Source organism: Seonamhaeicola sp. ABD4_340 (assembly GCF_056312135.1).
On the sequence record NZ_CM149981.1, the window covers coordinates 2,762,706 to 2,787,400 of the forward strand.

A 24,695-nucleotide genomic window follows, 5' to 3' on the forward strand; every position below is an offset into this window, starting at 1 on the left:
AATGAAAGTAGCCTGTATACATTGTGAAAACAAAAATTGCTTAATAAGTAGGAATACTTCGGTATTAGAAAATTCAGATTTTTTAAACAATAAAAGCGAAATATTCTGTAAAAAAGGGCAGCAATTTATAATTGAAGGCGCGCCAGTTAATGGTTTGTTTTTTATTTTAAAAGGAACCGTTAAAGTTTTTAGAACGGGTATTAACGGCAAAGAGCAAATAGTAAGGTTTGCTAAAGCTGGTGAAATTATTGGGCATAGAGGTTTTGGTACTGAAGAATACTATTCTATTGGTGCAATAGCATTGCAGAATGCAGATTTATGTTACTTCTCAAAAGACGATTTACAAAATGCACTTAAAGACAATCCAGACTTTACTTATGATATGATGCTTTTTTACGCCAATGAGCTAAATAGAAGCGAATCTAAAGTAAAATCACTTTCACAAATGACGGTTAGAGAGCGTGTGGTAGATACTTTATTATATATAAACCGAAAGTTTGGTACGTTAAAAGGCTTTTTAAATTTACCGTTAAGTAGAAAAGAATATGCCGATTATGCCGGCACTTCAGAAGAACAAGTTATTAGAGTTTTTTCAGCTTTAAAAAAAGAAGGACTCATTGTTGCTAGCGGTAAAAAGGTTGGTATTGTTGATGTTAACGTGCTTAAAAAAGAGATTAACGATCATAATTTCTTTTTAGATAGTTAGTGTTTATTAAAAAAACATGGTGTAAAAACAGCTTTTTACCTGACGCAGTCTATAGTATTTGCATTAAAACCGCTTTAGTTTTGTTGCAAATGCAAAGGTTATGGAAACAAAAACAATCACTTTAGTGCAAGAATCGTTTAAAAAAGTAAGTCCTAATGCTTTGGCTGTATCTCAATTGTTTTATAATAAATTATTTCAGTTAGATCCGCCTTTAAAAGCATTATTCCCAACAAATGATGCAGATATGCAGCAGCAAAGTAGTAAATTAATGTCTATGTTAGGGGTAGCTATAACCAGCTTGAAAGATTTAGATACTTTAAAACCAGCATTAGAAGATTTAGCAAAAAGGCATTTAGAATATAAAGTAGAAGCATTTCATTACAATATAATAGGTGAAGCATTAATGGCTACTTTAAAAGAAGACTTAAAAGAAGATTTTACAAGTGAAGTACAACATGCTTGGGAGCAAACTTATACAACAGTAGCTAATTTTATGATTAAAGCAGCTTATAAAAACTAAGTAAATACGTAATTTTTGTAGAAATATATCTAAAGAATTTTTCTAAAAAGCACATTTTAAAGATTTAAAGATTAGTTAGTTGCTTTTTAAACCTGCCAAACGGCAGGTTTTTTTGTGGATGAAAAAGTGTTTTATCTATGGTGTTTATCATGCTAAGTATTATAAACTACTTATATATTTGTTTTAAAATTAAGTATAAATACTTAGAAAATTAATTAACATCTCTAATATGAAAACACTAATCAAAAAAACAATTCTTTTACTACCGGTAGCGGTTTTATTATTTGCCTGCGGAGGAAAAGAAAAAAAGAAAGAAGCTGAAGTAGAAAAAGCAGCTACCGAAGTTTCTAAAACAAAACAATTAGAAATTGAAAAGCCTCAATTAACTTTTGGTTTTATAAAGCTAACAGATATGGCGCCATTAGCCATTGCAAAAGAAAAAGGCTTTTTTGAAGATGAAGGTTTATTTGTGTCTGTTGAAGCACAATCTAACTGGAAAAACGTTTTAGATCGTGTTATTGATGGTCAATTAGATGGTTCACACATGTTAGCTGGTCAGCCAATTGCTGCAGGCGCAGGTTTTGGGCGTCAAGCAGAATTAGTCACGCCGTTTTCAATGGATTTAAATGGTAACGGTATAACAGTTTCAAATGATGTTTGGAGCAAAATGAAAGCCAATGTGCCTAAAGATGCCGATGGTAAACCTATACATCCTATAAAAGCCGACGCCTTAAAACCTGTAATTACAGATTACAAAAATGCCGGTAAAGCTTTTAAAATGGGAATGGTTTTTCCAGTATCTACTCATAACTATGAAATTAGATATTGGTTAGCCGCAGCAGGCATTCACCCGGGTATGTACACTGCTGAAAATGTACAAGGGCAAATTGATGCCGAGGTTTTACTTTCTGTAACACCGCCACCACAAATGCCAGCTACTTTAGAGGCAGGAACTATTTACGGGTATTGTGTTGGTGAACCTTGGAATCAACAAGCGGTATTTAAAGGTATTGGTGTACCTGTAACTACTAATTACGACATTTGGAAAAACAACCCAGAAAAGGTTTTTGTTATGACTAAAAAGTTTGTAGATGAAAATCCTAATACTGCTATTGCTGTAACAAAAGCATTAATTAGAGCTGGTAAATGGTTAGACGAACCAGGAAATAGAGCCGAAGCTGTTAAAATATTATCTATGTCTCAATACGTAGGCGCAGATGAAGCTGTTTTAGCCAACTCAATGACGGGTACTTTTGAGTTTGAAAAAGGCGATAAGCGTTCTATGCCAGATTTTAACGTATTCTACAAATATAACGCAACCTACCCATTTTACTCTGATGGTATTTGGTTTTTAACTCAAATGAGACGTTGGGGACAAATTCCTGAAGCCAAACCAGCTGAATGGTACGCAGAAACTATAAAAGATATTTACAGACCAGATATCTGGAAAAAAGCTGCCGAATTGTTAGTAGCCGAAGGTAATATTCCTGCTGCTGATATTCCTAAAACAGACGGTTACAAACCATCAACAACAGATTTTATAGATGGAAATGCTTATGATGCTAAAGATCCAATAGCATACATAAATAGCTTTAAAATAGGTAATAAAGATTAAGATTAATTTTTTTATGTCGTTCCTAGTGTGAAGTTTCATGAGAAATCTCATAAACAAAACCGTGAGGTTTCTCATACTTCATTCAGTAAAACGGTATTTAAAAAATTATGAAATAGAATAAATAGTAACAAACGTAGTCATGAAACAAAGTATAACATTAGGGAAAGTAACAAAATTTATGGGCTTAGGTTTTTTAACCACGCTTAAAGATTTGTTTACAGGTAAATTAGATAAAGAAGATTTTAAAAGTTTTTTGCGTAAAGTAATAGTGCCAATTGTATCCATATTATTATTTGTTGGGTTGTGGCATATGGGGGCAAAAGCGCTGTATAATATAGAAGCAGATTTTAAAATAAATAAAGCCTTAGAAGAGCGCGGGCAAGCAGCAGCTGATGCTGAAGCGGCTTGTATTGCATCAGGCGATGTAACATGTCAACCTAACTCTTTACCTTCACCAGCACAGGTTTGGGATTCTTATAAATCACTCCTAAAAGACCACAGTGCTATTAGTGCAGATAAAGCAGCTTTTAAAGAAAAAACAGCAGCTTTAAATGAAAAACGTATAGCTGAAGGCAAAGAACCTATTGTTTATACCGGGCGTCCATCGTTTGTTGATCAAATTTTTAGAAGTTTAAAAACTGTATTTGCAGGCTTTTTGCTTGCTTTAGTAATTGCTGTGCCATTAGGTATTTTTATTGGCTTGAGTCCTACATTAAAAAGTGCTTTTAACTGGTTTATTCAAATTTTTAAACCTGTATCTCCAGTAGTTTGGTACTTATTAGTTTTTATGATTGTGAAAACATTATTAATAGATTCTAGTGAAGACAGCTCATTCACTATTTCATTTATTAGCGTTGGTTTATGTTCAATGTGGGCAACATTGGTAAATACAGCCATGGGTGTTTCATCGGTTGATAAAGATTATATTAATGTAGCTAAAGTATTGAAGTTAGGTACGTTTCAAAAAATATTCAAAGTTATTTTACCATCATCGTTACCATTAATTTTTACAGGTTTAAAAATCACAATCTCTGTAGGTTGGATGGTGTTAATTGCTATTGAATTATTAGCACAAAGTCCTGGTTTAGGAACTTTTGTTTGGGAAGAATTTCAAAATGGCGCTAATGATTCTAATGCCAAAATTATTGTAGCCATGTTTGTTATTGGTATTATTGGTTTCTTGTTAGATAGGTTAATGTTAACCATTCAAAACTCAGTGTCTTTCGTTAAAACAGATGCTATTTAAAATAACAAAATAACAAAAAATGAAGACAGAAGTTTAATATGTGTTAGGGATTGAAGCGGCATCCTTTTTTATGTCAGTTTGAGTGTTTTGCGAAGCATGAGAAAAACGTAGCGAAAACAAATAAAAAAGATATAGCAGAAAGCCCGACCCTTGGGGAACACCATAAAAACAAAAACGAAAATGGCATATTTAGAATTAAATAACGTACACAAAACATATATAGAAGGCGAAGATGAAGTGCTTTCTAACATCAACCTTTCTATTGAAGAAGGCGAGTTTGTGGCTATTGTTGGTTTTACAGGAAGTGGTAAAACAACATTGGTAAACTTAATAAACGGTTTGCTACAACCCACAAGAGGTGAGGTTTTATTTAAAGGAGAACCTGTAGTAGGAACAAGCCACGAAAGAGGTGTGATTTTTCAAAATTACTCATTGTTACCATGGTTAACAGTAGGGCAAAACGTGTTTATGGCGGTAAAAGAAGCGTTTCCAAAAACACCAAAAAAAGAATTAAACCAAATGGTAGCAAATTATGTTGATATGGTAAGTTTAACACCTGCTATTAACAAATTGCCAAGAGAGCTATCGGGTGGTATGCGACAGCGTGTTGCCGTTGCTAGAGCTTTAGCTATGAAACCCGAAATGATTATTATGGATGAACCTTTAGGTGCTTTAGATGCTTTAACTAGGGGGAATTTACAAGATGAAATTTTAAACATTTGGGGAAAAGATAAACGTACCGCGCTACTTATAACTAATGATGTTGATGAAGGTATTTATATGGCCGATAGAATTATTCCGTTACGCCCAGGGCCAAACGCCACTTTAGGGCCAGAGTTTAAAATTGATATTGAACGCCCACGTGATAAAACCGCTTTAAATGATAATGAAAACTTTAAGCAAACACGTAACGCCATTATTGAATATTTAATGGATATAGGTAATGAACGTAAGGCTGAAGCAAATACGGCCTATGCTTTACCAGATTTAGCGCCTAAAGATTTTGTGAACCAATTTAAATAACATGAACATTATGAGTACAATTACAGCAAATACAGCACAAAAAAGTTATGTTGAAAATGGCATTTTTCCATCTAATGATGTCATGTTAGATTTAAAAAATTTAAAAAAAGTATACCCAACACCAAAAGGTGATTATGTGGTTTTAGAAAACCTAAACCTTCAAATAAGAAAAGAAGAGTTTGTTACCATTATTGGGCATTCAGGTTGTGGTAAAACTACCATGTTATCTATGATTGCTGGTTTAAATGAAATTTCAGGTGGTAATATTTCAGTTTTAGGAAAACATATTAAAGGACCAGGGCCGGATAGAGGAGTTATTTTTCAGGCACCTAGTTTAATGCCTTGGATGACATCACTTCAAAATGTATTGTTGGGCGTAAACCAAGTATTTCCGCATGCTACAAAAACACAACGTAATGATATTGCAAAGTATTACCTTCAAAAAGTAGGCTTAGAAGATTCATTTCATAAAAAAGCAGCAGATTTATCGCAAGGTATGCAACAACGCGTTGGTATTGCTCGTGCATTTGCTATTAAGCCTAAAGTATTACTGTTAGATGAACCTTTTGGAATGTTAGATTCTCTAACCAGAGGAGAATTACAGGATATTTTAATTGAAATTTGGAATAAAGAAAAAATTACGGCGGTTATGATTACACATGATGTTGATGAAGCTATATTTTTAGCAGACAGAGTGGTGATGATGACTAGCGGACCTCGTGCTAAAATTGGCGATGTGCTTAGTATAGATTTTGAACGCCCGCGTACACGTAAAGCAGTTTTAGAACACAACGATTACTACAAATACAGAAAACATTTAATAGATTTTTTAGAGCATTAAAAAAACATAAAGTGGTTTTAAACATGAGTTTTATCATAATTCAACCGCTTGTACGTAAGTATATTTGCTTACCAATTAATTAAAAATAACTACAAAAAACAACTTATTAAAAAATGCTAAAATTAAAATTTAACAATATGAAAAAACAATACGTATTATTAGCAGTTTTTGCCTTAGCAATACAATTTGCACAAGCGCAATTTACATTAGACGGTGAGTTTAGACCACGTACAGAATACCGCCACGGATTTGGAAACTTAATTGCAGATGATGCCGATGCTGGTTTTGGAATTTCAACAAGAGCGCGTTTAAATGCTGGTTGGACTACCGATGCTTATAAAGTGTATTTAAGCTTGCAAGATGTTATGGTTTGGGGTGAAAACCGTCAAATATTACCTTGGGATCAAAACAATTCATTTGCAGTTTTTGAAGCTTGGGCAGAAATTAAATTAGCAGAAAGCTGGTCTACTAAAATTGGTCGTCAAGTATTATCATATGATGATCAAAGAATTTTAGGTGGTTTAGATTGGGCACAACAAGGGCGTAATCATGATGCAGCCATGATAAAACATAAAAAAGGTAAATTTATGTTAGATTTTGCTTTGGCTTTCAATCAAGACTATTCTAATCCAACTGGTTTTGTATCTGTTGGTACAGGCTATAATACTTCAGGTTTCTTTTCATATAAAACCATGCAAATGTTATATATGAAACAAGCTTGGGAAAAATTTACAGGTAGCTTATTATTATTAAATAATGGTTTTCAAAAATTTGACGATGCTAGCGCTCCTGATGGTGTAAATAATATGCAAACATTTGGTACGCATTTAACTTATAAAGCAGGTAGTTTTGGTTTTGCAGGTAATGGTTATTTACAGTTTGGTGATGATAGAAAAACAGCGTTTTTACTTGGTTTAGATGCTACTTATAAAGCGTCTGATAAAGTAACACTTGGTGCAGGGGTTGAAGTTATTAGCGGAGACCAAACAAATACTGCAGAAACTGAAGCGTTCTTCCCGTTATATGGTACAAACCACAAGTTTAATGGTTTTATGGATTATTTTTATGTAGGTAATCATGCAAACTCTATTGGTTTATCTGATATTCACGTGAGTGCTAATTTTGATTTAGGAAACAAATCTAGCTTATTAGTTAAAGCACTTAATTTTAGTGGAGAGCAAGAATTACCAAGTGGCGATAAAGCTTTAGGAACTGAAATTGATATTGTATACAAAAAAGCCTTTAAAGGATACGCATTGGTAATGGGGTACTCACACATGTTTGCCGCAGATGGTATGTATGAGTTAAAAGGAATAAGTGAAGATGCTGCTGCAAGCGGACAAAACTGGGCATGGGCCATGTTAGTTATTAAGCCTAAGTTCTTAAATACAGGTAATTAAAATTGAAAATATAATCTGATATTTTTCAGGTTAATCATGACTATTTCATTTTAAAAGTCTCACTTTTCAGTGAGACTTTTTATGTTATAAATTAGAAATCTAAATATATATAAACTGTTTTTTTTTGTTTATGGTAAAAAAGTTTAATCACAGCTACTAAATTCATTTCAAAATAAAATTACATTTCTTACATTTAAGCAGAAAAGAACGAATATGCTTAAAAAAGTTTTTGGTAGTGCCGTTTTTGGTGTTGAAGCTACCACAATTACCGTTGAGGTAAATGTAGATTCTGGTATTGGTTATCATTTAGTAGGTTTGCCAGATAATGCCATAAAAGAAAGTAACTACCGTATAGCTGCTGCGCTTCAAAATAATGGTTATAAAATTCCAGGAAAAAAGATAACAATCAACATGGCTCCTGCCGATTTACGCAAAGAGGGAAGTGCTTACGATTTAACCTTAGCAATTGGAATTTTAGCAGCTTCAAAACAAATACAAGCCGAAAATTTAGAGCAATATTTAATTATGGGCGAACTATCTTTAGACGGAAGTTTACAGCCCATTAAAGGTGCCTTACCCATAGCTATTAAAGCCAGAGAAGAAGGGTTTAAAGGATTCATTTTACCTGCGGCTAATGCTAAAGAAGCCGCCATTGTAAATGATTTAGAAGTTTACGGAATTGAAAACATAAAACAAGTTATAAATTACTTTGATAAAGGCGAAGCTTTACAGCAAACTATTATTGATACAAGAAAAGAGTTTGAAAAAAATCTAGATTTTCCTGAGCATGATTTTGCCGATGTAAAAGGACAAGAAGGTATAAAACGCTGTATGGAAATTGCAGCAGCTGGCGGGCATAACATTATTTTAATTGGTCCACCAGGAGCAGGAAAAACCATGTTAGCCAAACGTTTACCTAGTATTTTACCGCCAATGACCTTACATGAAGCGCTTGAAACAACCAAAATACACTCAGTGGTTGGTAGGGTTAAAGATGCTGGTTTGCTGTCTCAAAGACCTTTTAGGAGCCCACACCATACCATATCAAATGTGGCTTTAGTTGGTGGTGGTAGTTATCCGCAACCAGGTGAAATCTCTCTATCACATAATGGTGTGTTGTTTTTAGATGAGTTACCAGAGTTTAAACGCGATGTTTTAGAAGTTATGCGTCAACCATTAGAGGATAGAGAGGTAACCATTTCAAGAGCTAAATTTACAGTAACATATCCATCATCATTTATGTTGGTAGCCAGTATGAATCCAAGTCCTGGTGGCTATTTTAACGATCCTGATGCGCCTGTAACGTCAAGTCCTGCTGAAATGCAACGGTATTTAAGTAAAATTTCTGGTCCATTATTAGATAGAATAGATATTCATATTGAAGTAACGCCTGTACCTTTTGATAAACTTTCAGATGATAGAAAAGGCGAATCTTCAGTAGATATTAGAAAACGAGTTACAGAAGCAAGAGATATTCAAAGTAAACGTTTTACAGCTAATGAAACGGTACATTATAATGCGCAAATGAATACCAAACAAATTCGTAAACATTGTGTTTTAGATGAAGGCTCAAAACAATTATTAAAAACTGCAATGGAGCGCTTAAATCTGTCGGCTAGAGCTTATGATAGAATTTTAAAAGTAGCTAGAACTATTGCTGATTTGGAAGCCTCTGAAAATATTGAAGGCGCACATATTAGTGAAGCTATACAGTACAGAAGTTTAGATAGAGATGGTTGGTTAGGGTAAATTATAGACTCTGAAATAAGTTTAATATATAAAATTAAGCATACTAATAACATAATTTCAAAACAAAAAAGCAGCTCCAAAGAGCTGCTTTTTCTATAGATATGCTATTAATCTATTAAAATTTAATTTTTTCAGCTTTCACCTTAGAGCTGAAGGGTACTAAATAAAATGAATATTTGTAACTGCTCGGTTTATTTCTAAATTCTTCATGAGCTTGTGCTCGTGGAGACCATGTGTTGTCTCCACCAACTCCTTGTTGGCTTAAATCTATATTTACAGTGTAAACATCACGTTCTACTAATTCATTTAAAAAGTTTGCTTCTTGTAAGTTATCTATACTATACTCTAAAACACTAAAGTTTATGGGTTGTTCGCCTTTAACCAAAACACCTTTTTTAGCAGTATTAGTAAGTGTAAACCAATGTGTATGGGTATGGTTGCCATACTCTTCGGGGTAAACGTATTTATAGTTGATGTCTTCAGGTTTTCCTGAGTATAAACCAACGTGAGCACCATAATTTCTGTCGGCATAATTGGCTTGTGGGCCTTTACCAAAATACGTTAAATTATTGTAGTTATTAGCAATATCAAACTGCATACCAATACGTGGAGCGTTAGGTGCATTATCGGCTATATTTACGTTATAATCTACTTTAATTTCACCTGTTCCTAAAACAGTGTAAGTTAAATTAACCTTAGTTTCAGGTTTATTAATTTTACCGGTAACAGTAATAATTGTTTTACCTTTTTCAGTGTTATTAACAGAAACGTTTTCAACTTTTAACGTGTTTCCAGCATGCATCCAATCTAATTCAGACTTTAATTTCATAGACTCTCTATAAGCTTCGTCATTTTCAGTTTCAGCACGCCAAAAGTTTAGTTTTAAAGGCGATTTCATAATATTTATACCTTTGGCGGTATAAGACGAAATGTACCCCGTATTTTTATCAATTTTAACAGAAACGATGTTGTTACTTACAGATACTGTTTTGTCTGTTTGGTCAACAATTAAAGCATTGTTACTTTTTAATGCTGAAGGCTGCGGAACATCATAATTTAAAGAAAATTGTTCTTCAAACACCACATAACCCGCATCAGCCCAAAGCGTATTGTTTTTTAAACTTCCGAAGACATTTAAATGATATACGCTACCAGCTTTAAGTTTTGGTTTTTTAAAATTTATGTTGAAATTATCAGTTTTAAAAGCTTTGGTGTTTAGAGTTTTTAAATCACCTTTTTGAATAATTTTTCCGTTTTCAGTAATATTCCAAGATAGATTATATTGTGATAAATCTGTGGCGTGGTGACGATTTAAAATACTAAAATTACCGCTTAAAGCATCTTTACTTGAAATTACTACCGGTTGATTTACCTTTTTACATTCAATAATTTCAGGTTTTGGTGTTCTATCTGAAGCAATAATACCATTTATACAAAAACTTCCATCATTTGGCGTGTCTCCATAAGAGCCTCCGTACGCATAGTATTCTTTACCGTTTTCGTCTTTTCTTAAAATACCTTGGTCAATCCAATCCCAAATGTAACCACCTAAAGCGCGGTCGTTGTTATGAATAATATCCCAATAGGTTTTCATGTTTCCAACAGAATTACCCATGGCATGCGCATATTCACACATTAAAACGGGGCGATTATCATATTTAGCAGTATTTGTAATTAAATCTTGATATTCTTGTGGCTGTGGATACATTCGACTAATCATATCAACCCAAGCTGGGTCAGATGGGTTGCCATTATCATGTGCATAATATTTCTTTTTATAATTTGGATGGTTTGGTATGCCTTGAGCACCTTCATAATGTATGTAGCGTGTTGGGTCAAAATCTTTAATCCACCCTGCCATGGCGGCATGATTTGGGCCCATACCAGACTCATTACCTAAACTCCACATTACAATACTTGGGTGGTTTTTATCACGCTCAACCATACGAACAGCACGCTCTAAATAGGCATTGCTCCATTCTGGTACATTTGAAAGCTGCCCGCGTACGCCATGTGTTTCTAAATTTGCTTCATCCATAACGTAAATACCATATTTATCACATAAATCATAAAAATACGGGTCGTTAGGGTAGTGCGATGTTCTTACAGCATTAAAGTTAAATTGTTTTATAAGTTTAACATCGGTTTCCATGTCTTCACGAGTTACAGTTTTTCCATTAATATGGTCGTGGTCATGGCGGTTTACACCAATCATTTTTACAGGATTTCCATTAACAAGAAAACGTCCGCGTTCATCAATTTTAACTTCTCTAAAGCCAACTTTTGTGCTGGTGTGTTGTATGCTGTTACCTTGGTTGTCTTTTACTGTAAAAAGCAGTGTATATAAGTAAGGATCATCAGAAGACCATTTTTTTGGCGACTCAATTTCAGTTTCAATTAAACCAAAATACACATTATCACGTTGCGGATAGTTTTCACCTAATATTTTACTAAAAGGTGTACTTGTAGTTTTACCAACAGTATTACCGTTAGCATCAACCAATTCAGTTAAAAGTTGCCAGTCATCAACAGTAGTTTTTAGGTTGGTGTTGCCAAACTCACCAACTTTAGCTACATATTTATTGGATATGTTTGCAATAATTTCAGGTCTTATTTGCAATAATGCATTTTCATAATTATCATCAAAATCTGTTCTAACTGTAAAATCAGATAAACGTACTTTTGGGTTGGCTTGTAAATATACTTCACGTTCAATTCCACTCATACGCCAGTGGTCTTGTGCTTCCATATAACTACCATCGCACCAACGGTACACTTTAACCGCTACTTTGTTTTCGCCTTGTTTTATATGTTTTGTAATGTCGAATTCAGCAGGAAGCCTTGTATCTTCGCTATAACCAACAAATTTACCATTAACCCATACGTAGTAGGCAGATGAAACGCCTCCAAAATGTATAATAACATCTTTATTGACCCAAGTTTCATCAATATTAAATGTTTTAATATAATGCCCAACGGGGTTGTCATGATGGTTTATATTTGGAAAATCATTAAAAAACGGATAGGTTGTATTGGTATAAATAGGAGTACCGTATCCGCGCATTTCCCAGTTTGAAGGCACATCAATAGCATCCCACTTTGATGCATCGAAATTTTCATTTTTAAAATCATCTAAAGCATCAGCAGGTTTTGCAACCCATTTAAATTGCCAATTACCGTTTAAAGATTTATAATTGCTAGAAGCCTCGCGGTTGCCAGTAAGAGCTTGGTCTTTGCTGTCAAAATTATAAAACGTAGCTTTTGCCGGTAGCCTGTTTATTTGATTTACGTTAGGGTTTTCCCAGTCATTCTGTTGTGCAGTTGTTAGGGAAACAAAAAAGAATAGTAATAGTGAAAAACTACTTAAGTACTTCATTGTTAAATTTAGTTTAGATGTTTTATATTTACTCAATCACAAAGATATTTATTAATAGAAGCAGGCCATATTTTATATATGCAACAAATAGTCAAAAAAAGGCAATTATTGGTCAAATAGGGGTTTTTAGCTTTTAAAACGTCAATATTAGTAAATAATAAACATACTTAAATGAAGAAACATATACTTATTTTAATAATCTTAAGTTTTATTGCTTGTAACCAAACACATAAAAAAACTTCTGAAAAAACAGATAATGAAACACCAATTGTTAAAGAACTGTTGCCAGATTTAGATTTAGCTCAGGCAAATAAATTAGCCGAATTACCTTTGCATTGTATAAATATAGAATATCCTAATAGGTTATCGCAAACATTGGGCAGTGATGAAGATTTAAAATCTCCGGAAGTATTACACCCAGCATTTTATGGATGTTTTGATTGGCATTCATCGGTACATGGGCATTGGAGTTTGGTTAAATTATTAAAAATGTTTCCAGATTTAGAAAAAGCAGAACATATAAAAGAACGTTTGCTTAAAAATATTTCAAAAGAAAACATTGAAGCAGAAGTGGCTTATTTCAAAGGAAAACATAATACAAATTATGAGCGCACTTACGGCTGGACATGGTTGTTAAAATTAGCCGAAGAGTTACACACTTGGGATGATGAAACAGCAAGAGTTTTAGAGCAAAACTTAAAACCACTAACAAATTTAATTTGCAATAAGTATATAGAATATTTACCAAAACTAAATTACGCATTACGTGTTGGAACACACACTAACACAGCTTTTGGGTTGTCTTTTGCCTTTGATTATGCCGAAACCGTAAAACATGAAGCCTTAAAAAAAGTAATTAAAGATAGAGCGTTATTTTTCTTTAAGAATGACACAAATTGTCCCATGAGTTGGGAACCTAGCGGAAGTGATTTTTTATCGCCTTGTTTAGAAGAAGCTGCTTTAATGAAACGCTTACTACCTCTTAAAGATTATAAAATTTGGTTAGAAGAATTTTTGCCACAATTAAAAGATGAAAATTATAGCTTAAAACCAGGTGAAGTTTCAGATAGAACCGATGGGCATTTAGTGCATTTAGATGGTGTAAACTTTTCTAGAGCTTGGAATTTATATGAAATTACTAAAGGGCTGCCAGAATATAACCATTTAAAAAATGTTGCCAATAAGCATATTAACTATTCTTTACCAAGTATTTTTGGTGATGATTATATGGGCGGACATTGGCTTGGTAGTTTTGCAATTTACGCGTTAAATGCTGCTAAAAGTGATTAAAAGGTGGTTTAAAAACATTGGCCCTGGCCCGTTAGTTGCCGCAGCTTTTATTGGTCCGGGTACCGTAACAATGTGCACTATAGCTGGTGTTAATTTTGGGTATGCTTTGCTGTGGGCAATGGTGCTGTCTGTTTTTGCTACGGTGATTCTTCAAGAAATGGCAGCAAGATTGGGTATTGTTTCCCAAAAAGGGCTTTCAGAAATTATAAGAGAAGAAATTAAAATTCCTGTATTCAAAACAATAATAATAATTTTAATTTTAGCAGCTATTGTAATTGGAAATGCAGCTTACGAAGCCGGAAATATCTCTGGTGGTGTTTTGGGTTTAGAAGCTGTTTTAGGGCAGGCTTCTTTTAATTTATTTGGTGTGCCTTTTAAAAGTTTTAGTCTAGTAATTGGAGCATTGGCATTTGTTCTACTTTATTTAGGTAACTATAAAATTATTGAGCGTGCGCTAATAATGCTTGTTGTTTTAATGAGTTTGGCTTTTTTTACCTGTGCTATTTTAACAAAACCAGATATACTGCTAATACTAAAAGGTGCCTTTATACCAAAGTTTCCAAAGAATAGTTTGCTAATTGTTGTTGGGCTTATAGGAACTACCGTAGTACCATACAATCTTTTTTTGCATGCATCTTTGGTAAAAGAAAAGTGGAAAAAAACAACAAATTTAGGCACTGCAAGAAAAGACACTTTTATTGCGGTTGTTTTAGGTGGTTTAGTTTCAATGTGTATTATAATTGCCGCTTCAGCTATTCAAGATACATCTGTTAATAATGCAGCAGATTTAGCCAAAGGACTAGAACCCTTATTTGGTAGTTTTGCCAAGTATTTTTTGGCAACAGGTTTATTTGCTGCAGGTATAACAAGCGCTATAACGGCTCCTTTGGCAGCAGCTTTTGTTGCCTCTGGTTGTTTAGGGTGGACTTCTAATTTAAAATCATTAAAATTTCGAGGTGTTTGGATGTTTATTTTAATACTTGGTGTTGTACTGTCATCAACCAATATTAAACCCATTGAAATTATTAAGTTTGCGCAAGTGGCTAACGGTATTTTACTACCCGTTATAGCTGTAATTTTAATTTTTATAATGAATAAAGCATCGGTTCTTGGAAAATATAAGAACAATACAAAGCAAAATATTCTAGGTTTTATTATCTTAGGAATAACAATATTACTTTCAGTGGTTGCTCTAATGAAAGTGTTTTTATAAAAATTTAATGAATCATCTTGTTGTTGATATAAATGCTGATGTTGGCGAAGGTATTGGAAATGAAACCTATTTAATGCCTTACATATCTTCTTGCAACATTGCATGCGGTGGGCATGCTGGTAATCAAGTTTCTATGCATGAAGTGGTAAAACTAGCTAAAAAGCATAAAGTTAAAATTGGTGCGCATCCTTCATTTCCTGATAAGGAAAATTTTGGACGTGTTAATATGAATATGTCATGCGCAGCGCTATTCACAACATTAAAACATCAAATTACAGATTTGCAAAATGTATTGCACAAAGAAAATGCAACGCTTCATCATATAAAACCACATGGTGCACTTTATAATTTAGCTGCAAAAAACGAAAAGGTGGCCAATGTAATTATTGAAGTTATTAAAAGCATGCACAAACCTGTGCAGTTATACGTACCTTATAAATCGGTTATTGCGCATTTGGCAAAAAAACAAGGGATTTCTATAACTTATGAAGCATTTGCAGATAGAAATTATAATGATGATTTAAGTTTAGTATCTAGAAAAGAAAATAATGCGGTAATACAGGATGCTGATACTTTAGTAAACCATGTATTAAATATTGTGGCTTTCAAAAAAGTAAAAACTATTAATAATACCGAAATTCCTATTTTGGCAGAAACCGTGTGCGTTCATGGAGATAACCCCAAAGCTTTAGGGCTTGTAAAACAGCTTTATAAGCATTTACGTAAAAACCAAATTAAAGTACAATAATTAGTGTTTTACCAACTTAAATACAAACCATTTGGTGCGCAATCTGTTTTAATTGAATGGCCTCAAATTATAAGCAAAGAAATTCTTAGAGACATTGTAAGTTTTAAAACAAAGCTAGAAAAAGTACAAACTATTATAGAAATTAATCACGCGTATAATTCTGTTTTAGTTAGTTTTAATGAATTGAGTATTGATTTTGAATTAAAAATAAATGAATTAAAAACTATTTATAAAACTGAAGGTAATATAGAAAAACACACTTTTAAAAGATGGCGCATACCAGTATGTTATAATACTAAATTTGGTATTGATTTAGAGGCTATTGCTCATGCTAAAAACATAACTGTTGATGAGGTTATAAAACGCCATTTTAACACCAATTATACCGTTTATTTTATTGGTTTTTTACCCGGCTTCCTCTATTTGGGTGGGTTAGATAAATTACTTCACACACCAAGAAAAGCATCTCCAAGATTAAAAATTGAAAAAGGTGCTGTAGGTATTGGCGGTGAGCAAACAGGTATTTATCCAAGTGAAAGTCCCGGAGGTTGGAATATTATAGGGAACTCACCAATTAACTTTTTCAATATTCAAGAACAAAGGCCGTGTTTTGCCAATGCAGGAGATGAAATTCAGTTTTATCCAATATCTTTAGAGCAACATACCAATATAAAAACATTAGTAGATGCTGGTGTTTACCAAATAGAAAGTGAGGTGATTAGTGATTAAAGTTTTAAACGCAGGAATGTATGCTTCCATACAAGATTTAGGAAGGTTTGGTTTTCATAATTACGGTGTGCCATATTCTGGAGTAATGGATACACAATCTGCTTCATTTGCTAATGCTATTTTAGGTAATATGCTAAATTTACCAGTTATGGAAATTACCATGTTAGGGCCAAAATTACAATTTGAAACGAAGACTAGAATTTGCATTTCAGGGGGAGATATGTCGCCAAAATTAAATAACAACCCCATTTTTAACAACAAGTCAATTTTAGTTAAAAATGGCAATGTGCTTTCCTTTGGAAAACTTAAAAAAGGGTTTCGTGCGTATTTGGCTGTTCAAGGTGGCTTTAAAACAGATAAAGTTTTAGGAAGTTATAGTATGTATCAAAATATTACTTCTAAAAGTAAAGTTGAAAAAGGCGATGTTTTAAAAATTGCTTCTTTTAATAATGTTGGTGCGCATGCTAATGCCTCTGTAAACGTATCAAACAAGTATTTAGATACAAATAACATTGAAGCCTACAAAGGTCCTGAATTTGATCAACTTTCCGAAGACCAAAAAAAGTTTTTGTTAAGCAATACATTCAGTATTTCAAAAGACAATAATAGAATGGCCTATCAACTTAATGAACCATTAAAGAATGAATTAAAACCTATTATAACCTCATTAGTAAAGCCTGGTACAGTGCAGTTAACACCATCTGGAAAACTTATAGTTTTAATGAAAGATTGTCAAACAACAGGAGGATATCCCAGAGTGTTACAGTTAAAAGAAGCCGCAATAAATGTATTATCTCAAAAATATACAGGGCAAAACATACAGTTTAAATTCAAACAATTGTAAATATTTTTATAGACTAACGACTTACTTTTAAAATACAAATAATGAAAAAAAATATAGGCATCGTTTTAATAATTAGTATTCTTTTTTTCAGTTGCAAGCAAGAAGAAAAACTATCAGCAAACACCATTATAAATAAAGCAATTGAAATTTCTGGAGGAAATATTATTAAAAATGCTACCATAAAATTCAATTTTAGAAATAAACAATACACCGCTATAAGGCAGTTAGGTAATTTTAAATTAGGAAGACATTTTATTGCTGAAAATGACACAATTACAGATTGGTTATTTAATAAGGGTTTTGAAAGAACCATTAATGGCAAACCTGTAAAAGTTGCAAATAACTTAGTACCAAAATATGCAGCTTCAGTAAATTCTGTGCACTATTTTTCAATGTTGCCGTTTGGTTTAAATGATAAAGCAGTTAACAAAACGTATGTTAAAGATGTTGAAATTAAAGGTGAAACGTTTCATAAAATAAAAGTAACTTTTAACGAAAATGGAGGTGGTGAAGATTTTGAAGATGTATTTATGTATTTTATTAATTCAAAAACATTTAAAGTAGCATATTTAGCGTATTCATATGAAGAGGAACACGGTGTTGGTTTACGTTTTAGAGAGGCTTACAATGAGCGTTTTGTAAATGGTGTTAGGGTGGTAGATTATAATAATTACAAACCTAAAAGCGAAACAGCAAAACTAGAATTATTGGAAGAAGCTTTTAATAAAAATGATTTAGAACTACTTTCAAAAATTGAATTAGAAAACGTTGAGGTTATTGCACATTAGTTTAAAGCTAAAGCAATTTCAACCATGTCTTTAAATGAGGTTTGGCGCTCCATACTTGATAAACGTTCGCCAGTAACTAAAGAATCTGAAATTGTTAAAATACTCAAAGCGTTAACGTTGTGTTTAGCAGCAATGGTGTATAGGCCAGCGGTTTCCATTTCAACACAAAGCACACCAAAATTTGCCCATTTTTTGTAGTCTTCAAAATTATCGGCATAAAAAGCGTCAGATGTTAAAACATTACCAGCTTTAACGGCTATTTGCCTCTGTTTAGCGGCGTTTATGGCTTTTAAAAATAAATTAAAACTTGCTGTAGGCGCATAATCGGCACCATTAAAGCGTTGGCGGTTTAAGCCAGAATTTGATGAGGCGGCCATAGCTAAAACCACATCTCTAACTTTAACATCTTTTTGGTATGAACCAGCACTACCAACGCGTATTAAGTTTTTTACACTGTATTCAGTAATCAATTCATGTGCGTAAATTGAAATAGAAGGCAAGCCCATGCCTGTACCCATTACAGAAACAGGTTGCCCGTTATAAGTGCCAGTGTAACCAAGCATACCTCTAACATTATTAAAGCAAAACAGATTATCAAAAAAAGTTTCGGCAATCCATTTTGCGCGTAACGGATCTCCTGGTAATAAAATAGTTTCAGCTATATCTCCCTTTTTAGCTTCAATATGAACACTCATTTTTTAATATTTTGAATTTGAAGTTTCGTTATTAACAATAGCTATTCCTGATGATGTGCCAAGTCTTTCAACACCTAAATTTATATATTCTAAAGCAGTTTTTTTATCTCTAATACCTCCAGACGCTTTTATTTTAACGCATGATTTGCAAACGCTTTTCATGAGTTTTACATCTTCAATAGTAGCGCCACTTGTACCAAATCCTGTTGAAGTTTTAATAAAATCGGCGCCGCTTTGTATGGCTAATTCACTAGCTTTAATTATTTCAACCTCATTAAGGTAACAAGTTTCTAAAATAACTTTTAAAACGTTATTTGGCATGATGGCTTTTACAGCTTCAATATCTTGCCAAACGGCATCAAAATCTTTACTTTTTAATAGCCCAACGTTTATAACCATATCAATTTCATCAGCGCCATCATTTAAGGCTGCTTTAGTTTCGGCAACTTTAGCTTGTGTAGACATGGCTCCTAACGGAAAACCAATAACACTACATACTTTAACGGGTGTGTTTTTTAGCTGTGCTTTTGCTAATTTTACGTAGCAACTATTAACACACACCGAAAAAAACTGATAGGTTTTGGCTTCTTCACATAAAGCAATAATATCATTTTTTGTAGCTGTTGCTTTTAATAATGTGTGGTCTATGTAAGTGTTAAGGGGCTTCATAATGCTTGTTTTAACAAAAATGCTAATTTTTAAAGGTTTAAATTATGATTTACGTTAGTTTAAAACAAAAAAAAGAGCCTAAAAAAGCTCTTTTGTATTATTTTGTTGTGTTTTAAGTTTATGCTGAAATTGCACTAATTTTAAATGTAGTGTTAGTGCTTATTCTATCTACGCCAATGTCTAAAAATTTATTGGCTATATCGCTATCAGTTATGCCTCCTGAAGCACATATTTTAACGTAGTTTTTTACGGTTTTCTTTATAATTTTCACCACTGTAAAAGTTGCGCCACCTTTTGAAAAACCAGTAGATGTTTTAATATAATCTACGTTGGCATCTAAACATATTTGGCAAGCTTTTATAATTTCGTTTTTATTGAGTTCAGATATTTCTAAAATAACTTTTAAAGGTACAGCTCCAATGGCTAATTTAACATCACTAATGTCTTTTAAAACAGACACATAATTTTTGCTTTTTAGTAGCCCTATGTTTATAACCATATCAATTTCATTAGCACCATTTTCTATAGCTGTTTGCGCTTCTTTTATTTTGGTTGAAGTATTGGCCGCCCCAAAAGGAAACGCAATTGTAGACGCTATTTTTATATTACTATTTTCAAGTAATTCTTTAGCTAATGGTACGTAGCAACTGTTTACACAAACGGCATTGGCATTTTGTTTTTTGGCTTCAAGGCAAAAATCAATAATATCTCTTTCGGTAGTTTTTGGGGTGAGTTGTGTAAATTCAATGTGCTCAAATAAATTCATAGTTATAAGTAGGTTTTTTTCTATTTTATTAGTGTAAAATAGAAGCTATTAATGTTAAAAAAATGAGGGAAATTATGTGTTGTTGGGGACAAACATTTTCACTAAATTATAAATTATTGCCATATTTAAGGACTTCGTTTTATGTTTTTCGATGAAATACATATCAGTTTTTTTTAACTTCTTAAAAGTCAAAAAATTGTATTTCGACTATTTTTTAAGATTTTAATCGAAGTTTTAATGATTTTAATCGAGTTTTAATGATTTTAATCGAGTTTTAAGATTTTTATTACACGTTTTTGTAGAAGCTAAAAAAGCAACCTTTAATTCAATTTACTGAATTAAAGATTGCTTTTAAACTAACTAACCAAACTAAAATTAAAACTCTTCGGTAACCAAATCGCCTTGGTTTCTAAAAACCAAATTATCATCAAAAGCATCTAATAAAATAATGCTATCTGTGGTTACTTTACCAGCTAATATTTCTTTACTTAAAGCATTTAAAACTTCTTTTTGAATAACCCTTTTAACAGGTCTTGCTCCGTATTCTGGATTATATCCTTTTTGTGCTAAATAAGCAATAGCTTCGGTTGTAGCATCAAAGGTAATACCTTGTTGTGCTATCATTTTTGTAATAGCTTTAAGCTGTAAGCCTACAATGTTTACAATATTTTCTTTTGATAAAGGTGTAAACATAATGGTGTCATCTATTCTATTTAAAAACTCGGGGCGCACGCTTTGTTTTAACAAAGCTAGCACATCTAATTTTGCTGTTTCAATAGCAGAATTTATATCTTTTGTAGCTTCAAATCGCTCTTGAATAATGTTACTACCCATGTTAGATGTCATGATAATAATGGTGTTTTTAAAATCTGCAATTCTGCCTTTATTATCCGTTAATCTACCTTCATCTAAAACTTGTAATAAAATATTAAAGGTGTCTGGGTGTGCTTTTTCAATTTCATCTAAAAGCACAACAGAGTAGGGTTTACGTCTTACAGCTTCTGTTAATTGGCCACCTTCATCATAGCCAACGTATCCTGGGGGCGCCCCAACCAAACGACTTACAGCATGACGCTCTTGGTATTCACTCATATCAATTCTAGTCATGGCATTTTCATCATCAAATAAATACTCGGCTAAGGCCTTAGCTAATTCTGTTTTACCAACACCAGTTGTTCCTAAAAATAGGAAGGTTCCAATGGGTTTTTGCGGATTTTGTAATCCTGCTCTGCTACGTCTTACGGCATCACTTACGGCCTCAATGGCTTCTTCTTGGCCAACAACACGTTTGTGTAATTCATCTTCTAATTTCAAAAGTTTTTCGCGTTCACTTTGTAGCATTTTAGTAACCGGTATACCTGTCCATTTGGCTACAACTTCAGCAATATCATCATAAGTGACTTCTTCTTTTATAAGTGAATTATCGGCTTGAGCTTGTAATTGTTTTTGGTATGCTTCAAGTAACTCTTGGGCTTCTTTAATTTTACCGTAACGTAATTCGGCTACTTTACCATAATCACCATCGCGTTCTGCACGTTCGGCTTCTAGTTTATAGTTTTCAATATCTTGTTTTGTATTTTGAATATTATCAACTACTTCTTTTTCACTCTTCCATTTAGCATTAATATCATTACGTGTTTCTTTTAAATTGGCTAAATCTGAACGAAGAGATTTTAACTTACTTTCATCTTTTTCGCGTTTAATGGCTTCAATTTCAATTTCTAACTGCATAATTTTTCTGTCTAAAACATCTAATTCTTCAGGTTTAGAATTGATTTCCATACGTAATTTTGAAGCAGCTTCATCCATTAAATCAATAGCCTTATCTGGTAAATAACGGTTTGTAATGTAGCGTGTTGAAAGCTCAACTGCACCAATGATAGCTTCGTCTTTAATACGTACTTTATGATGTGTTTCATACTTTTCCTTTATACCGCGTAGTATTGAAATAGCGCTTTCTGTATCTGGCTCATCAACCATTACTTTTTGGAATCTGCGCTCTAAGGCTTTGTCTTTTTCAAAATATTTTTGATACTCGTCTAAAGTTGTTGCACCAATGGCTCTTAATTCACCACGGGCTAAAGCGGGTTTTAAAATATTGGCTGCATCCATGGCGCCTTGGCCACCGCCGGCACCCACAAGTGTGTGTATTTCATCAATAAACAAAACAATATCGCCGTTACTAGTTGTAACTTCTTTAATAACAGCTTTTAAGCGCTCTTCAAATTCACCTTTATATTTGGCGCCAGCAATAAGTGCGCCCATATCTAGAGCAAAAATTTGTTTGTCTTTTAGGTTTTCAGGAATATCGCCATCAATAATTCTATGGGCTAAACCTTCAGCAATGGCGGTTTTTCCTGTACCAGGTTCACCAACTAAAATAGGGTTGTTTTTGGTACGGCGCGATAAAATTTGAAGTATGCGTCTTATTTCCTCATCTCTACCAATAACAGGGTCTAACTTACCATCTTTAGCTAATTGGTTTAAATTTTTGGCGTATTTATTTAAAGAATTATAAGTATCTTCTTGACTTTGCGATGTTACATTTTCACCTTTGCGAAGTTCATCAATGGCTGCGTTTAATGTAACTTCAGTTACGCCTTGGTCTTTTAGCATTTGGGCAATTTTGCTATTAGATTTAAAGACGGCCATAATTAAATGCTCAATAGATACGTAATCATCTTTTTTATTTTTAGCAATATTAGCAGCTTCGTTAAGCGTTTTTCCTGTTTCGCGAGACAACATTAAATCGGTGCCAGTTACTTTAGCAAAACTTTCCAATTGCTTGTTTAAGGCTTGTTTTAAAATGCTAACATTTACATTTAGTTTTTTTAAAATGAATGGCAATACGTTTTCATCTACTTCAAAAATACCTTTAAAAAGATGTTCGTTTTCTATTTGTTGGTGGCCAAAACCTTGCGCTATTTGTTGCGCTTCTTGTATGGCCTCTTGTGATTTTATTGTGTAATTATTAAAGTTCATAGCTAAAATTTGTTTTTCTTTTTTTCAATATTTAATAAGCAATAAGTTTACCAATATAAAATTTGATTTATTTTAAGACAAAATGTCTTTTTTGCGGCTTAATTCTATGACTTTTTGTCTTTTATAGATTTTAAATTTAAAAAGCTATATGTTTTATAAGTAATATATTACATTAGCAATAATAACCTTAACTATAATTATTATGAAATTAAAATTACATTATGTAATACTGTTTTTAACTTTAACAGTATCGCTATCAGGTTTTTCGCAACAGGAAGGCTTTTTAGGAGAAGTTAAAATGTTTGCCGGAAATTTTGCTCCAAGAGGTTGGGCTTTTTGTGATGGTCAATTATTAGCTATTTCATCAAACACAGCTTTGTTTTCTATTTTGGGTTGCCAATATGGAGGCGATTGCAGAACAACATTTGCTTTACCAGATTTAAGAGGGCGTGTAGCTATGGGAGAAGGTAATGGCCCAGGGCTATCAAATAGAGTTCTTGCTACAAAACCAGGTAGCGAAACAAATACTTTAAACCAATTGCATTTACCAGAACATAGCCACAGTATATTAGCTAGTACAGAAGCAGGTACAACTTCAAGTCCAACAGGAGCTGTTCTGGCACATACAAATAGTTTTGATAACGAGTATACAACAACAACCAATACAACAATGAACTCAAATATGGTTAGCAGTACAGGTAATAATCAGCCTGTAAATAACATACAACCATCATTAGTAATAAATTATATTATTTGTACTCAAGGCGTTTTTCCAAGTCGTAATTAATATTAAATGTTATGAAAAAAAATCTACTATTTTTAGCGGTATTAGTTGTAACTAATATTGCAATGGGACAAATAACATTCTCAGCTTGTCCGGGTTCATTTACAACATCAGCACCAAATGAGTATACTTTAACTTTAGAAGGTACAGATGCAACAGGAAGAAATTATTACCAAACAAACCCAATAACAGGTGATCAGCCTTGTGCTGCGGGTGCATGTGAATTTAGAGTTGCTTGGAATAATACACTTATGCGTTGGGAAATACTGTTAGTTCAAAATGAAATTGATTTTTCTGATGCTACAGTTGTATATCATAATTCAACAGCATCAACGCCAAATCCGCCAAGTTTAAATTTAGGTATTTGGAATGATACAACGTCAAGTTGTGGTGGCCCATTAACCACCAGTAACGGAACATTTAGCGGTAGTGTACAAGATAGTGAAGCTTTAAGTTTAAACGATTTAGCATTGTTAAATACTAAAATAACAGTATATCCAAACCCTGTAAGACAAACTATTTTTGTTAAATCTAGTGCATCACCAATCAAAGAATTAACATTATACTCCATACTTGGTAAAAAAGTTATGCGTAGTATTAATAATAATAATTTAGATGTTTCAGCATTAGCAAAAGGAATTTATATGCTAAAGGTTGTTACAACTTCAAACAAAAGTTTACAGCAAAAGGTACTTGTAAACTAAATAATTT

At 33.0% G+C, this 24,695-nt stretch carries 21 protein-coding genes; 16 read left to right on the plus strand and 5 right to left on the minus strand.

What is annotated here, in order from left to right; translation table 11 throughout:
* Position 1: 1 nt before the first annotated feature.
* The 8 genes from ACYX4H_RS11985 to ACYX4H_RS12020 all read left to right on the plus strand — a co-directional run bounded on the left by ACYX4H_RS11985 (position 2) and on the right by ACYX4H_RS12020 (position 9,100).
* On the plus strand, positions 2-706 hold the full coding sequence (locus tag ACYX4H_RS11985) for a Crp/Fnr family transcriptional regulator (RefSeq protein WP_476236513.1): 705 nt from the start codon (positions 2-4) through the stop codon (positions 704-706).
* A 100-nt stretch (positions 707-806) separates the two neighbouring features.
* Positions 807-1,226, plus strand: a complete 420-nt coding sequence (locus ACYX4H_RS11990; RefSeq protein ID WP_476236514.1) for a globin domain-containing protein — start codon at positions 807-809, stop codon at positions 1,224-1,226.
* Between the two features lie 229 nt (positions 1,227-1,455).
* Positions 1,456-2,841, plus strand: a complete 1,386-nt coding sequence (locus tag ACYX4H_RS11995; RefSeq protein WP_476236516.1) for a CmpA/NrtA family ABC transporter substrate-binding protein — start codon at positions 1,456-1,458, stop codon at positions 2,839-2,841.
* Between the two features lie 139 nt (positions 2,842-2,980).
* Positions 2,981-4,087, plus strand: a complete 1,107-nt coding sequence (locus ACYX4H_RS12000; RefSeq protein ID WP_476236517.1) for an ABC transporter permease — start codon at positions 2,981-2,983, stop codon at positions 4,085-4,087.
* Between the two features lie 180 nt (positions 4,088-4,267).
* The gene (locus tag ACYX4H_RS12005; RefSeq protein ID WP_476236518.1) at positions 4,268-5,110 is read left to right on the plus strand and encodes an ABC transporter ATP-binding protein; all 843 of its coding nucleotides are present in this window, start codon (positions 4,268-4,270) and stop codon (positions 5,108-5,110) included.
* A 10-nt stretch (positions 5,111-5,120) separates the two neighbouring features.
* On the plus strand, positions 5,121-5,951 hold the full coding sequence (locus tag ACYX4H_RS12010) for an ABC transporter ATP-binding protein (RefSeq protein ID WP_476236519.1): 831 nt from the start codon (positions 5,121-5,123) through the stop codon (positions 5,949-5,951).
* 137 nt (positions 5,952-6,088) lie between these two features.
* Entirely contained in the window at positions 6,089-7,351 is a 1,263-nt protein-coding gene (locus ACYX4H_RS12015; RefSeq protein ID WP_476236520.1) for an alginate export family protein, read from the plus strand.
* A gap of 177 nt (positions 7,352-7,528) precedes the next feature.
* Positions 7,529-9,100 (plus strand): YifB family Mg chelatase-like AAA ATPase, encoded by a 1,572-nt coding sequence (locus ACYX4H_RS12020; protein ID WP_476238663.1) that lies wholly within the window; start codon positions 7,529-7,531, stop codon positions 9,098-9,100.
* Positions 9,101-9,215: 115 nt separating this feature from the next.
* Here the strand turns inward: ACYX4H_RS12020 and lacZ are convergent, their stop codons facing one another.
* Positions 9,216-12,476, minus strand: coding sequence for a beta-galactosidase, LacZ type (gene lacZ / locus ACYX4H_RS12025; protein WP_476236521.1), 3,261 nt, complete (start codon positions 12,474-12,476; stop codon positions 9,216-9,218).
* 171 nt (positions 12,477-12,647) lie between these two features.
* Here lacZ and ACYX4H_RS12030 point away from each other — a divergent pair, with 171 nt between their 5' ends.
* From ACYX4H_RS12030 to ACYX4H_RS12055, 6 genes are read left to right on the plus strand one after another with little or no spacing between them, the layout of a single operon-like run.
* Positions 12,648-13,766, plus strand: a complete 1,119-nt coding sequence (locus ACYX4H_RS12030) for a DUF2891 domain-containing protein (protein WP_476236522.1) — start codon at positions 12,648-12,650, stop codon at positions 13,764-13,766.
* The gene (locus ACYX4H_RS12035; RefSeq protein WP_476236524.1) at positions 13,759-14,979 is read left to right on the plus strand and encodes an Nramp family divalent metal transporter; all 1,221 of its coding nucleotides are present in this window, start codon (positions 13,759-13,761) and stop codon (positions 14,977-14,979) included. The genes ACYX4H_RS12030 and ACYX4H_RS12035 overlap by 8 nt, the downstream gene beginning before the upstream one ends.
* Positions 14,980-14,986: 7 nt before the next feature.
* Positions 14,987-15,727, plus strand: a complete 741-nt coding sequence (gene pxpA, locus ACYX4H_RS12040; protein WP_476236526.1) for a 5-oxoprolinase subunit PxpA — start codon at positions 14,987-14,989, stop codon at positions 15,725-15,727.
* Positions 15,728-15,730: 3 nt separating this feature from the next.
* Positions 15,731-16,456: a 5-oxoprolinase subunit PxpB gene (gene pxpB, locus ACYX4H_RS12045; RefSeq protein ID WP_476236528.1), complete on the plus strand. Its 726-nt coding sequence runs from the start codon at positions 15,731-15,733 to the stop codon at positions 16,454-16,456.
* The gene (locus ACYX4H_RS12050) at positions 16,449-17,300 is read left to right on the plus strand and encodes a 5-oxoprolinase subunit C family protein (protein WP_476236529.1); all 852 of its coding nucleotides are present in this window, start codon (positions 16,449-16,451) and stop codon (positions 17,298-17,300) included. The genes pxpB and ACYX4H_RS12050 overlap by 8 nt, the downstream gene beginning before the upstream one ends.
* A gap of 41 nt (positions 17,301-17,341) precedes the next feature.
* Positions 17,342-18,088 carry a DUF6503 family protein gene (locus ACYX4H_RS12055; protein WP_476236530.1) on the plus strand — a complete coding sequence of 249 codons (747 nt, stop codon included), beginning with the start codon at positions 17,342-17,344 and terminating at the stop codon, positions 18,086-18,088.
* Here ACYX4H_RS12055 and deoD read toward each other — a convergent pair.
* The 4 genes from deoD to clpB form a co-directional block, all read right to left on the minus strand.
* A complete protein-coding gene (gene deoD / locus ACYX4H_RS12060; protein ID WP_476236532.1) occupies positions 18,085-18,783 on the minus strand; it encodes a purine-nucleoside phosphorylase in 699 nt (232 codons plus the stop codon). The genes ACYX4H_RS12055 and deoD overlap by 4 nt on opposite strands.
* Before the next feature lie 3 nt (positions 18,784-18,786).
* Complete coding sequence (gene deoC, locus ACYX4H_RS12065; protein WP_476236534.1) at positions 18,787-19,452, minus strand: deoxyribose-phosphate aldolase; 666 nt, start codon at positions 19,450-19,452, stop codon at positions 18,787-18,789.
* A gap of 118 nt (positions 19,453-19,570) precedes the next feature.
* Entirely contained in the window at positions 19,571-20,218 is a 648-nt protein-coding gene (gene deoC, locus ACYX4H_RS12070; protein ID WP_476236535.1) for a deoxyribose-phosphate aldolase, read from the minus strand.
* 375 nt (positions 20,219-20,593) lie between these two features.
* A complete protein-coding gene (gene clpB / locus ACYX4H_RS12075) occupies positions 20,594-23,200 on the minus strand; it encodes an ATP-dependent chaperone ClpB (RefSeq protein WP_476236537.1) in 2,607 nt (868 codons plus the stop codon).
* A 202-nt stretch (positions 23,201-23,402) separates the two neighbouring features.
* On the opposite strand from clpB, the gene ACYX4H_RS12080 reads away from it, so the two are divergent.
* Entirely contained in the window at positions 23,403-23,987 is a 585-nt protein-coding gene (locus ACYX4H_RS12080) for a phage tail protein (RefSeq protein ID WP_476236538.1), read from the plus strand.
* 11 nt (positions 23,988-23,998) lie between these two features.
* Positions 23,999-24,688: a T9SS type A sorting domain-containing protein gene (locus ACYX4H_RS12085; RefSeq protein ID WP_476236539.1), complete on the plus strand. Its 690-nt coding sequence runs from the start codon at positions 23,999-24,001 to the stop codon at positions 24,686-24,688.
* The last annotated feature ends 7 nt before the right edge of the window (positions 24,689-24,695 follow it).